15 protein-coding genes are annotated in these 13,632 nt (G+C 70.3%); 12 read left to right on the top strand and 3 right to left on the bottom strand.

Annotation, left to right across the window (positions count from 1 at the left end; genetic code table 11):
- Window positions 1–3: 3 nt before the first annotated feature.
- Window positions 4–918 (bottom strand): TauD/TfdA family dioxygenase, encoded by a 915-nt coding sequence (locus E4P42_RS08735; RefSeq protein WP_135125137.1) that lies wholly within the window; start codon window positions 916–918, stop codon window positions 4–6.
- Between the two features lie 148 nt (window positions 919–1,066).
- On the opposite strand from E4P42_RS08735, the gene E4P42_RS08730 reads away from it, so the two are divergent.
- The 6 genes from E4P42_RS08730 (at window position 1,067) to E4P42_RS08705 (ending at window position 5,736) form a co-directional block, all read left to right on the top strand.
- Window positions 1,067–1,714 (top strand): ABC transporter permease, encoded by a 648-nt coding sequence (locus tag E4P42_RS08730; protein WP_135125135.1) that lies wholly within the window; start codon window positions 1,067–1,069, stop codon window positions 1,712–1,714.
- Window positions 1,711–2,886, top strand: coding sequence for an ATP-binding cassette domain-containing protein (locus E4P42_RS08725; RefSeq protein WP_135125132.1), 1,176 nt, complete (start codon window positions 1,711–1,713; stop codon window positions 2,884–2,886). Before E4P42_RS08730 ends, E4P42_RS08725 begins: the two co-directional genes overlap by 4 nt.
- The gene (locus E4P42_RS08720) at window positions 2,883–3,662 is read left to right on the top strand and encodes an ABC transporter permease (protein ID WP_135125129.1); all 780 of its coding nucleotides are present in this window, start codon (window positions 2,883–2,885) and stop codon (window positions 3,660–3,662) included. Before E4P42_RS08725 ends, E4P42_RS08720 begins: the two co-directional genes overlap by 4 nt.
- Window positions 3,659–4,645, top strand: coding sequence for a glycine betaine ABC transporter substrate-binding protein (locus E4P42_RS08715; RefSeq protein WP_135125126.1), 987 nt, complete (start codon window positions 3,659–3,661; stop codon window positions 4,643–4,645). Before E4P42_RS08720 ends, E4P42_RS08715 begins: the two co-directional genes overlap by 4 nt.
- A 321-nt stretch (window positions 4,646–4,966) precedes the next feature.
- Window positions 4,967–5,347 carry a PPOX class F420-dependent oxidoreductase gene (locus E4P42_RS08710; RefSeq protein WP_135125124.1) on the top strand — a complete coding sequence of 127 codons (381 nt, stop codon included), beginning with the start codon at window positions 4,967–4,969 and terminating at the stop codon, window positions 5,345–5,347.
- Window positions 5,347–5,736: a PPOX class F420-dependent oxidoreductase gene (locus E4P42_RS08705; protein ID WP_135125122.1), complete on the top strand. Its 390-nt coding sequence runs from the start codon at window positions 5,347–5,349 to the stop codon at window positions 5,734–5,736. The genes E4P42_RS08710 and E4P42_RS08705 overlap by 1 nt, the downstream gene beginning before the upstream one ends.
- A 3-nt stretch (window positions 5,737–5,739) precedes the next feature.
- On the opposite strand, the gene E4P42_RS08700 is transcribed toward E4P42_RS08705, so the two are convergent.
- Complete coding sequence (locus tag E4P42_RS08700; RefSeq protein WP_209305733.1) at window positions 5,740–6,438, bottom strand: dienelactone hydrolase family protein; 699 nt, start codon at window positions 6,436–6,438, stop codon at window positions 5,740–5,742.
- Window positions 6,439–6,499: 61 nt separating this feature from the next.
- Here E4P42_RS08700 and E4P42_RS08695 point away from each other — a divergent pair, with 61 nt between their 5' ends.
- From E4P42_RS08695 to E4P42_RS08680, 4 genes are read left to right on the top strand one after another with little or no spacing between them, the layout of a single operon-like run.
- A complete protein-coding gene (locus tag E4P42_RS08695; RefSeq protein ID WP_167759409.1) occupies window positions 6,500–7,000 on the top strand; it encodes an FxsA family protein in 501 nt (166 codons plus the stop codon).
- A gap of 21 nt (window positions 7,001–7,021) precedes the next feature.
- On the top strand, window positions 7,022–8,614 hold the full coding sequence (locus tag E4P42_RS08690; protein ID WP_135125118.1) for an amidohydrolase: 1,593 nt from the start codon (window positions 7,022–7,024) through the stop codon (window positions 8,612–8,614).
- Window positions 8,607–10,313: an apolipoprotein N-acyltransferase gene (gene lnt / locus E4P42_RS08685; RefSeq protein WP_135125115.1), complete on the top strand. Its 1,707-nt coding sequence runs from the start codon at window positions 8,607–8,609 to the stop codon at window positions 10,311–10,313. Before E4P42_RS08690 ends, lnt begins: the two co-directional genes overlap by 8 nt.
- Complete coding sequence (locus E4P42_RS08680) at window positions 10,310–11,080, top strand: polyprenol monophosphomannose synthase (protein WP_135125112.1); 771 nt, start codon at window positions 10,310–10,312, stop codon at window positions 11,078–11,080. The genes lnt and E4P42_RS08680 overlap by 4 nt, the downstream gene beginning before the upstream one ends.
- A 6-nt stretch (window positions 11,081–11,086) precedes the next feature.
- Here the strand turns inward: E4P42_RS08680 and rbpA are convergent, their stop codons facing one another.
- Window positions 11,087–11,425 carry an RNA polymerase-binding protein RbpA gene (rbpA, locus tag E4P42_RS08675; RefSeq protein ID WP_135125109.1) on the bottom strand — a complete coding sequence of 113 codons (339 nt, stop codon included), beginning with the start codon at window positions 11,423–11,425 and terminating at the stop codon, window positions 11,087–11,089.
- A gap of 124 nt (window positions 11,426–11,549) precedes the next feature.
- Here rbpA and E4P42_RS08670 point away from each other — a divergent pair, with 124 nt between their 5' ends.
- A complete protein-coding gene (locus E4P42_RS08670) occupies window positions 11,550–11,891 on the top strand; it encodes a hypothetical protein (RefSeq protein WP_135125107.1) in 342 nt (113 codons plus the stop codon).
- 34 nt (window positions 11,892–11,925) lie between these two features.
- Window positions 11,926–13,578: an ATP-dependent DNA helicase RecQ gene (locus E4P42_RS08665; RefSeq protein WP_245233944.1), complete on the top strand. Its 1,653-nt coding sequence runs from the start codon at window positions 11,926–11,928 to the stop codon at window positions 13,576–13,578.
- Window positions 13,579–13,632: the final 54 nt, after the last annotated feature.

The raw sequence follows: 13,632 nt of genomic DNA, 5'->3' as shown, positions 1-13,632 counted from the left end.
AGCTCAGCTCGCGAGCGCGATCGGCGTCACCTCCGAGTAGCCGGACGCGTCGCCCGCGATCACCCGGCTGGACTGACCGAACACGTCGACGGGGATGTCGCCGGCCAGCGTGACCCGGCTCAACCGCCGGTACTGGTCGTCGTAGTCGGCCACCGCGTAATGCTGGGTGGCGCGGTTGTCCCAGATGGCGATGTCGCCGGGCGCCCATGTCCAGCGAACGGTGTTCTCCAGCTTCGTCACCCGATTCTGCAGGAGAGCCAGCAGCGTGGCGGATTCCGCGGCGCCCAGGCCGACGAACTGCTTGACGAAGTGACCGAGCAACAGCACCTTGCGGCCGGTCTCGGGGTGAACGCGCACCACCGGATGTTCGGTCTCGTAGTACTCGGAGACGAACTCCTCGCGGTACTCGCGTTCGGTGGCGGCCAGCGCCTCGCGTCGGCCGTCGTAGTCGGCGGCGTAGTCGAACTGATTGGTGTGCACCGCCCAGAGATTCTCGACCAGCGCCCGCAGCGGCGGCGGCAGTCGGTCGTAGGCCACCTCCGTCGACGCCCACGTCGTGGTCCCGCCGTACTCGGGCAGCGTGACCGCGCGCAGCACGGACGCCTTCGGGATGCGGTCGACGAACGTCACGTCGGTGTGCCAGCTGTTGGCCTTGTCGTAGCGGGAGTCAATCGGCAGGATGCGGTGTCCGCGCGAGGTGACCGTCGGGTGTGCGGTCGTCGGCGTGCCGAGCAACCGCGCGAAGGCGAGCTGTCCGTCGTCGTCGAGGTGGTGCTGGTCACGAAAGAAGATCACCTTGTGCGCGAGCAACGCCGCATTGATCGCAGTGACGGTGCCGGCGTCCAATCCGCCGCCGAGCCGCACCCCGTCGATCCGGGCGCCGATGTGCGCGCCGAGCTTCACCACATGTACAGACATGCAGGCCAGCGTCGGCGCTACGGCGCTGCCGCGCGACCGTTGTACTCACCGCGATCGCAACCGGCGCGGGCCCGTCGCCGTTTCGTTTTCCTGCTGTTCGGGTACCGGCAAATGCGGCAGCGGTCGACGAAGTCTCACGGAGGTGGTCGTGCAGGAGCTGTGGGACTACCTCAGCACCCACCGGGATCAGTTGATGTTCGACTCGTACCAGCACGTCAGCGCGGTGGTGCAGAGTGTGCTGATCGCCACCGTGATCGGCGTGGCCATCGGCGTGCTGACCTATCGCAGCGCGGCCGCGGCCAACCTCGCCACCGCGGGTTCCAGCGTGATCCTCACGGTGCCGGCGTTCGCCCTGCTCGGCCTCCTGATCCCGCTGTTCGGGCTGGGCGTCATCCCGTCCGTCGCGGCGCTGGTGCTGTACTCGCTACTGCCGATCATCCGCAACACCGTCGTGGGGCTCAACGCCGTTGACCCCGCGCTCACCGACGCCGCCCGCGGCATCGGTATGGGTCGGATGGCCACCCTCGGCCGCATCGAACTGCGGCTGGTGTGGCCGTCGATCCTGTCCGCCATGCGGATCAGCACCCAGATGGCGATGGGCGTGCTGGCCATCGCCGCCTACGTCAAGGGTCCGGGCCTGGGCAACCTGATCTTCGCCGGACTGGCCCGGGTCGGCAGCCCGACCGCCGTGCCCATGGCCGTGACCGGGACGCTGCTCATCGTGATCCTTGCGCTGGCGCTCGACGCCGTGCTCGTGTTGATCGGGCGGCTCACCACATCGAAAGGCATCCGATGACCACGACGACGGCAGCGGACACCACGGCGGGGACGCCCTCGGGGGTGCGCATCGAGCTCGACCACGTGTCGAAGATCTATCCCGGCGCCACCGAACCCGCCGTCGACGACGCCTCACTGGACATCCCGGCCGGGGAGATCGTGGTGTTCGTCGGCCCGTCGGGATGCGGCAAGACGACGATGATGCGGATGATCAACCGGCTCTCCGAGCCGACGTCGGGCAGCATCCGTATCGGCGACCAGGATGCGCTGTCGATCAAGCCGACCGAACTGCGCCGCAAGATCGGCTACTCCATCCAGCAGGCCGGCCTGTTCCCGCACATGACGATCCGGCAGAACGTCGGCCTGGTACCCGGGCTGTTGCGCTGGGACCGCAAGCGCATCGACGCGCGGGTCGACGAACTGCTCGACCTCGTCGGCCTCGACCCCGGCCAGTACGCCGACCGCTACCCGCGTCAGCTCTCCGGTGGCCAGCAGCAACGCGTCGGGGTGGCCCGCGCCCTGGCCGCGGACCCACCGGTGCTGCTGATGGACGAGCCGTTCGGCGCCGTCGACCCGATCACCCGCAGCTCGCTGCAGGACGAACTGCTCAACCTGCAGAACGACCTGCGCAAGACCATCGTCTTCGTCACCCACGACTTCGGCGAGGCGGTCAAACTGGGCGACCGCATCGCCGTGCTCGGCCCGCGGTCCAAACTCCTGCAGTACGACACTCCGCAGAACATCCTGGCCAGCCCGGCCGACGACACGGTGGCCGGCTTCGTCGGGTCCGGCGCCTCGCTGCGCCAGCTCGGGCTGATGCGGATCAAGGACGTCGACCTGCGGCCGCATCTGGCGGTGCGCATCGACGATTCCCTCGACCAGGTACGGAACGCGTTGTCGGGCAGCGAATTCGACTGGGCCGTGGTGCTGGACCGGCGCGAACGCCCGATCAAGTGGGTGCGTGAGTCGCGGCTGCGCCACGCCGCCACACTGGCCGACGCCGCCGAGGACCTCGACACGGTGAGCACGCATTCGACCCTGGAGGATGCGCTGGAGGCGATCCTCGCCGAGCAGCACGCCTCGGCGGTGGTCAGCGGGCCGGGCGGCCGGTACGTCGGCGTCGTCACCCTCGACACGCTGATCGACACGATCACCCGGCTGCGCGCCGAGGCGGAGACGTCGAGCGCGTGAGTACCGTCGCCGAGCGGCCCGGGAAGGCCGCAGGAGCCGGCGCCGTCTCTGCAGAACGGCTGCGCCTGCTGATCCAGCCCGCGCTGACGCTCGTGGTGGCCGCGGCGGTGCTGTACTGGGCGTTCGACCGCGACCTGACCGCCACGCAGCAGGAGAACATCAACGTCGCCAACGTGGCGACGCTGATCTGGGAGCATCTGCTGATCACTGCCGCGGTGACCGGAATCGTGTTGGTCGTCGGGGTGCCGCTCGGCGTGCTGGTCACCCGGCCCGGCGCGAAAGCGTTGCGGCCGTTGTTCATCGGCGTGGCCAACGTCGGCCAGGCCGCACCGGCCATCGGTCTGCTGGTGCTGCTGTTCCTGATCACCGCGCGCACCGGCTTCTGGATCGGGGTGCTGCCGATCGCGCTGTACTCGCTGCTGCCGGTGCTGGCCAGCACGATCCTCGGGCTCGACCAGGTCGACCGGTCGATGATCGACGCCGGTCTGGGACAGGGCATGTCGCGGGCCGGGCTGCTGATGCGCGTCGAGCTGCCGCTGGCGGTGCCCTACATCCTGGCCGGCCTGCGCACCTCGCTGGTGCTGGCCGTCGGCACCGCCACACTGTCGTTCCTGGTCAACGCCGGGGGGTTGGGCATCCTGATCGACACCGGTTACAAGCTGCAGGACGACGTCACCCTGATCCTGGGCAGCGTGCTGGCGGTGTGCCTGGCCCTGCTGGTCGACTGGATGGGCGGACTGGCCGAGCACTTCCTCAACCCGAAGGGCTTGCGATGAAAAGCCGCAGCACGATTCGGAACCTGAGCGCGATCGTGCTGACCGCACTGCTCACCGCCACCGGATGTGGGCTCGGCTCGGGCAGCACCGTGCCGCTCAAGGTCGGGCCGGGCTCGGTCACGCCGACCGAGGGGCTGGAGGGCGTGCCGATCACGGTGGGCTCCAAGGAGTACACCGAGCAGGTCATCCTCGGCTACATCCTGGAATTCACCCTCGCCGCCGCAGGCGCGGACGTCCGTGACCTCACCGGCATCGTGGGGTCGCGCAGTACGCGCGAGGCGCAGCTGTCGGGTCAGGTCGACGTGGCCTACGAATTCACCGGCAACGCGTGGATCAACTACCTCGGCCACGAGAAGCCGATCCCCGACAGTCGCGCCCAGTACGAAGCCGTGCGCGACGAGGATCTCGAGCGCAACGACATGGTGTGGCTCGAGCCGGCGCCGATGGACGACACCTACGGCCTGGCCGCCAGCCGCGCCGTGGTGGACCGCACCGGGGTGCGCACGCTGTCGCAGTACGCCGAGTTGGTGCAGACGAACCCGGCCGCGGCGAAGACGTGCGTGGACACCGAGTTCCGGGCCCGCCAGGACGGCTTCCCGGGCATGGCAGCCGCCTACGGTTTCGACCCGGGGCGGGCGCAGACGCCGATCCTGCAGGTCGGCATCATCTACCAGGCCACCGCCGATGCGCGGCAGTGCGACTTCGGCGAGGTGTTCACCACCGACGGCCGGATCTCGGCGCTCGACCTGATCGTGCTCGAAGACGACAAGCAGTTCTTCGCCCACTACAACCCCTCGGTCACCATGAAGCGCGATTTCTTCGCCGCCCACCCCGAGATCGAGGAGGTGACCGCGCCCGTGACCGCTGCGCTCACCAACGAGGTGATCATGGAACTGAACAAGCAGGTCGACGTGGAGGGCCGCGATCCCAGCATCGTCGCCCGCGACTGGATGGTGGCCCGAGGCTTCATCACCGCCGCGTAGGTCCCTGATCGGGCCTTTCGCGCGTCGCTGTGACATCCGTCACGTCGAGGCGCCTAGTGATCCGTGCCACACAGAATGCCCCATGCGTCTTCTGCGCGTCGTACGTTCCCTGTGAAGCCGGTACCACCGGTACCGGTGAGAGAAACGTGAAGGGAGCACACCGTGTTCGCATTGCTCGCCATGGTCGCGGCGTTGGCCGTGCTGGTGTCCATGCTGGGACTGCCCTACTCGCAGTCCTGGTACGACCGCTGGGGCGGCCACTCCTGATCGAGGGGTGCCTGGCCGCCGGTCGTGGGGGCGGCCGGCGGCTAGGTTTAACCCATGGCCCCCACTTTTGCTGAGATCGCCGGTTCGGAGTACGTCCTGCTGACCACGTTCACCAAGGACGGTAGGCCCAAGCCCACCGCCGTGTGGGCCGCCCCCGCAGGCGACGGTCTACTGGTCATCACGCAGGAGAAGTCCTGGAAGGTCAAGCGGATCCGCAACACCCCGCGGGTGACCATCGCCAAATGCGACCGGCGCGGCGCCCCGCAGAGCGAACCCGCCGAGGCGGTCGCCACCATCCTCGACAAATCGCGCACCGCCGAGGTGTACGACGCGATCGCCGCGCGCTACGGCGTCGTCGGCAAGACGTTCAACTTCTTCTCGAAACTGCGCGGCGGCATGAAGAACAATGTCGGCCTGGAACTCAAGGCCGCATGATGGCCGACCGCTTCGACGATGTCGCCGACGCCAAGTACCTCCTGCTGACCACGTTCACCAAGGACGGCAAACCCAAGCCCACCGCGATCTGGGCCGCCCGCGACGGTCACCGGCTGGTCGTCATCACCGACGACGGATCCTGGAAGGTCAAGCGGATCCGCAACACCCCGCGGGTGACCATCCAGCGCTGCACCGCGCTGGGCAAGCCGAAAGGCGGACCCGTCGATGCGCAGGCCCGGGTGCTGCCGAAGGACGAGACCCGCGCCGTTTATGACGCCGTGGTGCGCCGGTACTGGTGGCACGCCTGGTGGTTCGTCCCGCACAGCCTCATCCGCGGCGGCATCGACAAGGTCCACATCGGCTTGGAGATCACCCCCGCGACGGCCTGACCGTCACGACGTCGGCAGGTGTTCGGCGAAGAACGCGAACACCCGCCGCCACGCGTCGTCGGTGGCCTCCGCGTCGTAGTTGAAGCCGATGATGCGCGCAAATCCCTGGGCGGGAAGCTGATTGGCGAAGCTGTGCCCGGCGCGCGGATACACCTTGATGTCCGCGGCCACGCCCTTGGCGGCGACGGCCGCGCGCAGCGTGGCGGGGGCGCCGACCCCCATCGGATCCCGGCGGCCGAAACTCGCCACCACCGGGCACGACGGGTCGAGCGTGTCGGTGACACTCTTGGGCAGGGGAGTGCCGTAGAACGGCGCCGCCGCCCCGAAATTGCCGGGGCCGAGCAACAGCGCGAACTGCCCCCCCATGCAGAAACCGGCGATCGCGATCGCCCCCGTGCACTGCGGCATCTCCCGCAAGTGGTCGCGGGCGGCCAGCACGTCGTCGAAAGCCCGGCCCTGCCCGCGCACGGCCTCACTGAACACCCGCTTCACGCAGCGGATGCGGCCGCCGCGGGAGAACAGGTTCGGGGTGATGGTCAGGTAACCCGCCGCCGCGACGCGCGCCGCGGTCGCCGCGATGTCGGGCCCGTAGCCGATCGCATCGTGCACCACCACCACACCCGGCCACGGACCGTCGCCGGCGGGCACACCCAGCCAGGCGTCGATCGGCCCGTCGGCGGTCTGTACGCGAACGGTCTCCACGGTGTGCGTCACGATTGCCGAATCTACGGAACCTCCCGGCGGCGCGGTACGTTCGACGGTCATGGCAATGCGGCTGTTCCTGCTCTACGCCGTCATCGAGATGGCGGTCGTCGTGGCGCTCGTCTCCACCATCGGGCTGGGGTGGACGCTGCTGCTCGCCGTCTCGGTGTTCGTGCTCGGCCTCGCGCTCGCCGGCGCACAGCTCAAACGCCAGCTGCACCGGCTGCGGACCGGGCTGACGGCCACCACCGCGCAGGGTGCGGTCACCGACAGCGCGCTGGTCGCGCTGGGCACCGTGCTCGTCGTCGTCCCGGGCCTGGCCAGTTCGGTGCTCGGGGCGCTGCTGCTGCTGCCGCCCACCCGGGCCGCCGCCCGACCCGTCGTGACCGCGCTCGCCGCGCGTCGCGTGGGTCGCGGTGCGCCGCTGTTCGTGGCCGGCGCCTCGGCCATGCAGCCGCGCGGCGCCTACCGCGGCACCTACATCGACGGTGAGGTCGTCGATGTCGCCGACGACGCCGGCGCCCCGCCCGCACCCAACGCGGTGGAACGCCGGGCCGACTGACCCGGTTACGCTGTCGGGTCCGTGACCACTCTGCTGCTCAACGGACGGGTGCACAGCCCGGCCCACCCCGACGCCACGGCGATGGCCGTGCGCGACGGCACCGTCGCCTGGCTGGGCAGCGACGATGTCGGACGCGCGCAGTTCCCGGACGCCCGCATCGTCGACCTCGACGGAGGTTTCGTGGCGCCCGCGTTCGTCGACAGTCACGTTCACCTCACCGCGACGGGGCTGGCGCTGGTCGGGCTGGACCTGCGCGACGCCACCTCGCTGCGCGACTGCCTCGAGCTGCTCGGCAGCTACGCCCGCGCCCATCCCGAGGGCGTGATCTGGGGGCACGGCTGGGACGAGTCCGGTTGGCCGGAACCGGCGGTGCCCACCACCGCCGACCTCGACGCCGCGGTGGGGCAGCGGGCGGTCTACCTGGCCCGCGTCGACGTGCACTCCGCGGCGGCGTCGAGTGCCCTGCGCCGCTCGGTGGCCGGTCTCGCCGGCGCCGACGGGTACCACCCCGAACGCCCGCTGACCGCGGGCGCCCACCACCTGGTGCGCGACGCCGCCCGCGCGCAGCTCACCGCCGATCAGCGCGCGCTGGCCCGCCGCGCCGCCCTCGACGCCGCCGCGGCATACGGCATCGCGGCCGTGCACGAATGCGCAGGCCCGCAGATCGGCGGCCTCGACGACTGGCTGGAGATCGGCCGACTCGACCACGGTGTGGAGATCGTCGGGTACTGGGGTGAGGCGGTCACCGACGCCGGGCAGGCCCGCGACCTGATCGCCCGCACCGGCGCCCGCGGACTGGCCGGGGACCTGTTCGTCGACGGCGCGCTGGGGTCCCGCACCGCCTGGCTGCGCGAACCGTACGCAGACGCGCCGCACACCTGCGGCAACACCTTCCTCGACGTCGACGCGATCACCGCGCACCTGCGGGCCTGTACCGAGGCCGGCATCACCGCGGGGTTCCACGTCATCGGGGACGCGGCCGTCGGCGCCGTGGTGGCGGCGCTCACCCGCGTCGCCGACCACCTCGGCGCCCCCGCGGTGGCCCGCTGCGGACACCGGCTCGAACACGTCGAGATGATCACCCCCGATCAGGCCGCGCAGCTCGGCGCGCTGGGCGTGATCGCCAGCGTGCAACCGCACTTCGACGCGCTGTGGGGCGGCCGGGACGGCATGTACGCCCAGCGCCTCGGGGCGGACCGCGCCGCCGGGCTGAACCCGTTCGCGCTGTTAGCATCCCGAGGCGTGCCCCTCGCGCTCGGCTCCGACACCCCGGTCACCGGCATGGACCCGTGGTCGAGCGTGCGCGCGGCGACGCGGCACCGCACCCCGGGCAGCGCCATCTCCCCGCGCGCGGCGTTCGCGGCGGCCACCCGCGGCGCCTGGCGGGCCGGGGGGGTGCGCGACGGTGTGACCGGCACGCTGGTCCCGGGCGCGCCCGCGTCGTACGCCGTGTGGGACGCCGAGCACTTCGACCTCAGCGCCCCGGCCGACTCCGTCCAGCGGTGGTCGACCGATCCGCGCTCACGCGTCCCCGCGCTGCCGCGCCTGGAGCCCGACGACGCGCTGCCGCGGTGCCGGCAGACCGTGCACCGGGGTGTCGTCGTCCATGGTTGACGCCCCTGACCGCAGCCGGACCGACGTCTTGGCGGCCCGGGCCCGGCGCTTCCCCCGGGCGGTCGCCGACCGGGTCGTCCCGCTCACGGTCGCGATCGCGGCCGGGCTGGCGCTGTGTGTCAGCTTCCCCCCGTTCGACTGGTGGTACTGCGCGTTCGTCGCCGTCGGCCTGCTGGCATGGGTGCTGACCCGCCCGTCCACCACCCGAGCCGGTGGGTTCGGCTACGGCTTCCTGTTCGGGCTGGCCTTCTACATCCCGCTGCTGCCGTGGATCAGCGGGCTGGTGGGACCGGTGCCCTGGCTGGCGCTGGCCGCGGTACAGGCACTGTTCCCGGGCCTGTTCGGCCTCGCCGCGGTCACCGTCCGCGGGCTGCCGGGCTGGCCGCTGTGGTTCGCCGGGCTGTGGGCCGCCCAGGAGTGGCTGAAGTCGACGATTCCGTTCGGCGGATTCCCCTGGGGGGTGGTCGCGTTCAGCCAGACCGACAGCCCGATGCTCGCGCTCGCCCATGTGGGCGGGGCACCGCTGCTGTCGTTCGCGGTGACGCTGGCCGGTTTCTGCCTCACCGCTCTGGTGGCCGAAATCGTGCGGTGGTGGCGCCATGGTCACACCGCGCCCGCACCGCCCGCCGTGGTGTTGCCCGGGGTGGGGTTGGCCGTCGTGCTGCTCGGCACCGCGGTGGTCTGGCCGCAGGTCCGTCACTCGGCGATGGGCGCGTCCGACGATCAGCCGGTCACGGTGGCCGCGGTACAGGGCAACGTGCCGCGGCTGGGCCTGGAGTTCAACGCCCAGCGCCGTGCGGTGCTCGACAACCACGTCACCGAGACGCTGCGGCTGGCCGCCGACGTCCGTGCGGGGCGCGCCCCGCAACCGATGTTCGTGGTGTGGCCGGAGAACGCCTCCGACATCGACCCGCTGGCCAATCCCGACGCTGCGGCGCAGATCTCCGCGGCCGCCGACGCCATCGACGCGCCGATCCTGGTCGGCACCGTGGTGCGCGCGCCCGACTACAGTCGCGACAACCCGGTGTCGACCAACACGGTGCTGGTGTGGAACCCCGACAGCGGTCCCGCCGACCGCCACGACAAACAGATCGTGCAGCCGTTCGGCGAGTACCTGCCGTGGCGCGGCTTCTTCAGCAAGCTGTCCCCGTACGCGGACCGGGCCGGCTACTTCATCCCCGGCGACGGCACCGGCGTCGTCCGCGCGGCCGGCGTCCCGGTGGGCGTCACGACCTGCTGGGAGGTCATCTTCGACCGGGCCGCCCGCGAATCGGTCCTGGCCGGCGCCCAGGTGCTCACGGTGCCGACCAACAACGCCACGTTCACCGAGGCGATGAGCGAACAACAACTGGCGTTCGGCAAGCTGCGCGCGGTCGAACACGGTCGCTACGTGGTGGTCCCGGCGACCACCGGCATCAGCGCGGTGATCGCACCCGACGGCCGCGAACTGGCCCGCACCGGGTTCTTCGAACCCGCCTACCTCGACACCCAGATTCGGTTGAAGTCCGATATCGGATTCGCCACCCGGTGGGCTCCGGCCCTGCAGGCCGTCCTCATCCTCGTCGGGGTCGGCGCCGTGACCGTCGCCATACTGCACAATGGGAATTTCGTGCCCGCGAGACTGCGGCGGCGGCGCAGCACCACCGATACGGCGATGAAACCGTCCGGTGGGGGCCGCAACGACGAAGGAGCGATATGACCGACCGTGCGGCAGATGCGCCCAGTGGGCGCACGCTGGTCATCATCCCCACCTACAACGAGCGGGAGAACCTGCCGCTGATCGTGCGCCGCGTCAACGACGCGTGCCCCGGCGTGCACCTGTTGATCGTCGACGACGGCAGCCCCGACGGCACCGGCGCGCTGGCCGACGAGTTCGCGCTGGCCGATCCGGACCGGGTGCACGTCATGCACCGCACCACCAAGGACGGGCTGGGTGCTGCCTATCTCGCCGGATTCGCGTGGGGACTGGGCCGCGGCTACTCGGTGCTGGTCGAGATGGACGCCGACGGCAGCCACGCGCCCGAACAGCTCCACCGGCTGCTCGACGCGATCGATGCGGGCGCGGATCTCGCGATCGGGTCGCGCTATGTCTCCGGCGGCGCCATCCGCAACTGGCCGCGGCGGCGCTATGCGCTGTCCAAGACGGCCAACACGTACGCGCGGGTGCTGCTGGGGGTGGGGATCCACGACATCACCGCCGGCTACCGGGCCTACCGGCGCGACGTGCTGGAGAAGATCGACCTGTCGGCGGTCGATTCGAAGGGCTACTGCTTCCAGATCGACCTCACCTGGCGGACCATCAACAACGGGTTCACCGTCGTCGAGGTGCCGATCACGTTCAGCGAACGGGAGCTCGGTCAGTCGAAGATGAGTGGGTCGAACATCCGCGAGGCCATGGTCAAGGTCGCGGAATGGGGAATCCGCGGGCGCTTCGACCGCGCCCGCGGACTCGAATACCGGCGCTGAGCCCGGTCAGTTGCCGCGGCGCTTGGCCTTGATCAGGTCCAAACGCTCCTTGAGCAGCTCCTCGAGCTCGTCGACCGAGCGACGCTCCAGCAGCATGTCCCAATGGGTGCGCGGCGGCTTGACCTTCTTGGGCTCCGGCACGTCGCCCTCGATCAGGGTGCCTTCCATCCCGTTGCGGCACAGCCAGGTGCCGGGGATCTCGGCGTCGTCGGCGAACGGGACGTCGAATTCCTCACCGTTGTCGGTGCGGTAGCGAGCGACCTGACGGGGGGCCAGGTCGTGGTTGCGGTCGGTCTCGTAGCTCACGGCTCCGAGGCGACTGCCTCTCAGGACGCGATCAGCCATCGTCATCACTCCTCAATCAGCGAAACTTGCCGGATTTATCAACGCGGCAAGGCCCGCGACAGTTCCCGACTCGACCCTTCATGATACCGGGCTCCGTCGGTGCGGCCGTCTACAGTCGAAGTCCGTGGAGACCGCCAGCAGACGACGCGCCAAGGCCCAGCCGTGCCGCTGGTGCGGACGCGAGGTCGACGACGCGGGGATGGGCCGCCGCCGCCAGTACTGCAGGCAATCCTGCCGGCAACGCGCCTACGAACAGCGGGCGATGGTCAAGGGCACGTCGTTGTCCCCGGATGCGGTGGTGCTGACCGCCGAGGAGGCCACCCAGCTCTCCGACCGGGTGTTCGAGGTGCGCTGCGCCGCCGAGGACGTCGCGACGGCGGTCGAGGAGGGCGCCGGCGCCGAGGAACTGCGCGCGCTGTGCGATGCGCTGCTGCGCGCGGCCAAGGCCGCCGACGGCTGGCGGTAGGTTTTCCGGCCCGCGGCCCGGGTAACTGGACGCGGTGGTCAGACAAGATGGGGTCGCGGACGAACTGTGCCGCACCGCCCGCCGGGTGTTCGGCTGGGACGAACTGCACCCTGAACAGCTCGAGGCGATGCAGGCGATCATGTCCGGACGCGACGTCCTAACGGTGCTGCCGACCGGTTCCGGGAAATCGGCGATCTATCAGGTGCCCGACGTCCTGCTCGACGGAGCGACGCTGGTGGTCTCTCCGCTGATCGCGCTGCAGCAGGATCAGATCGCCGGCCTCGCCGACACCCGGGCGCCCGACGCCGTCGCGATCCACTCCCAGCAGCGGTCCACCGAGACCGAGGACAACTGGGAGGCGGTGCGCAGTCACGAGGCCGACTACCTGTTCGTCTCGCCCGAGCAGCTCGCCAACGACGACGTGGTGGCCCGGCTGGCCGAGCTGACGGTGTCGCTGATCGTGGTCGACGAAGCGCACTGCGTATCGGCGTGGGGGCACGACTTCCGGCCCGACTACCTGCGGCTGGCGGATGCCTTCGCGCGGCTCGACAGCTCGGCGCCGGTGGTCGCGCTGACCGCGACGGCGTCGGTGGTGGTGCGCCGGGAGATCGCCGAACGGTTGCGGCTGCGCGACCCGCTGATGGTGGTCGGCGATTTCGACCGGCCCAACCTGACGCTCGAAGCCCGCCAATACCTGCGCGACGGTGACAAACGCGCTGCGGTGGTGGACACCGTGGCCGAGCTGCCCCGGCCCGGACTGCTGTACACCGCGACCCGCAAGGACGCCGAACGCTACGCCGAGGCGCTCGGGGAGCGCGGCATCCGCGCGGCGGTCTACCACGCCGGGCTGAGTGCCGCGGACCGTGAAACCGTGCACGAAGGGTTCCGCAACGACGACTACGACGTGGTGGCGGCGACGTCGGCGTTCGGGATGGGCATCGACAAACCCAACGTCCGCTTCGTCGCCCACGCCTCGGTGCCCGATTCGCTCGACTCGTACTACCAGCAGATCGGACGGGCCGGCCGCGACGGTGAGGATGCGCTCGCGCTGCTGTTCTACCGTGCCGAGGACCTCGGCTTGGCCCGCTTCTTCACCACGCACCGCCCCGATCCCGAGCTGATCGAGACGGTCTACAAGGCGCTGGACACCGAGACGCCGAAGCGCCTCAAGGAGTTGCAGGGCGAACTCGACACCCGCGGGCGCAAGCTGACCAATGCGATCAACCTGCTCGAACAGGCCGACGCCGTCACCTCGACCAAGAAGGGTTTCGTGTCGTCGGGCCGCGCGACCGCCGACGCCGTCGACGGGGCGGTCGAGGTGGTGGAGATGCGCGAGCGCATCGACCGCAGCCGGGTCGAGATGATGCGCGGATACGCCGAATCCAGGGACTGCCGTCGGCAGTTCCTGCTGAGCTATTTCGGCCAACCGCTGGACGGCCCGTGCGGTAACTGCGACCGCTGCCGCGCCGTGCACGACGCCGCGCAGGACGGCACGGAAGCTGAAGTGCAGTCCAGCGGTGAGCCGCCGGCCATCCCGGTGAACACCGCGGTGTCCCACAAGCAGTGGGGGAGCGGCGTGGTGATCGGCGGGGACACCGACCGCATCACGGTGTTGTTCGAGGACTACGGCTACCGCACGCTGGCGATGAAGGCCGTCACCGAGAATCACCTGCTCACCACGGGCTGAGGCAGCGGCTGCGGACACGCTGTGAGCGAGGCCGTGAGGCCTTACCATGAGGCG

It is taken from the genome of Mycobacterium sp. PS03-16, from assembly GCF_004570325.1.
Classification (GTDB): domain Bacteria; phylum Actinomycetota; class Actinomycetes; order Mycobacteriales; family Mycobacteriaceae; genus Mycobacterium.
This window is presented reverse-complemented; position numbering and strand designations above follow the sequence as displayed.

What these genes read in the sequence shown, in the direction of transcription:
- rbpA (WP_135125109.1), bottom strand. Translation starts at nt 11,425, where the DNA reads ATGGCTGATCGCGTCCTGAGAGGCAGTCGCCTCGGAGCCGTGAGCTAC.
- E4P42_RS08715 (WP_135125126.1), top strand. Translation starts at nt 3,659, where the DNA reads ATGAAAAGCCGCAGCACGATTCGGAACCTGAGCGCGATCGTGCTGACC.
- E4P42_RS08725 (WP_135125132.1), top strand. Translation starts at nt 1,711, where the DNA reads ATGACCACGACGACGGCAGCGGACACCACGGCGGGGACGCCCTCGGGG.
- E4P42_RS08695 (WP_167759409.1), top strand. Translation starts at nt 6,500, where the DNA reads ATGGCAATGCGGCTGTTCCTGCTCTACGCCGTCATCGAGATGGCGGTC.
- E4P42_RS08680 (WP_135125112.1), top strand. Translation starts at nt 10,310, where the DNA reads ATGACCGACCGTGCGGCAGATGCGCCCAGTGGGCGCACGCTGGTCATC.
- E4P42_RS08735 (WP_135125137.1), bottom strand. Translation starts at nt 918, where the DNA reads ATGTCTGTACATGTGGTGAAGCTCGGCGCGCACATCGGCGCCCGGATC.
- E4P42_RS08710 (WP_135125124.1), top strand. Translation starts at nt 4,967, where the DNA reads ATGGCCCCCACTTTTGCTGAGATCGCCGGTTCGGAGTACGTCCTGCTG.
- lnt (WP_135125115.1), top strand. Translation starts at nt 8,607, where the DNA reads ATGGTTGACGCCCCTGACCGCAGCCGGACCGACGTCTTGGCGGCCCGG.
- E4P42_RS08705 (WP_135125122.1), top strand. Translation starts at nt 5,347, where the DNA reads ATGGCCGACCGCTTCGACGATGTCGCCGACGCCAAGTACCTCCTGCTG.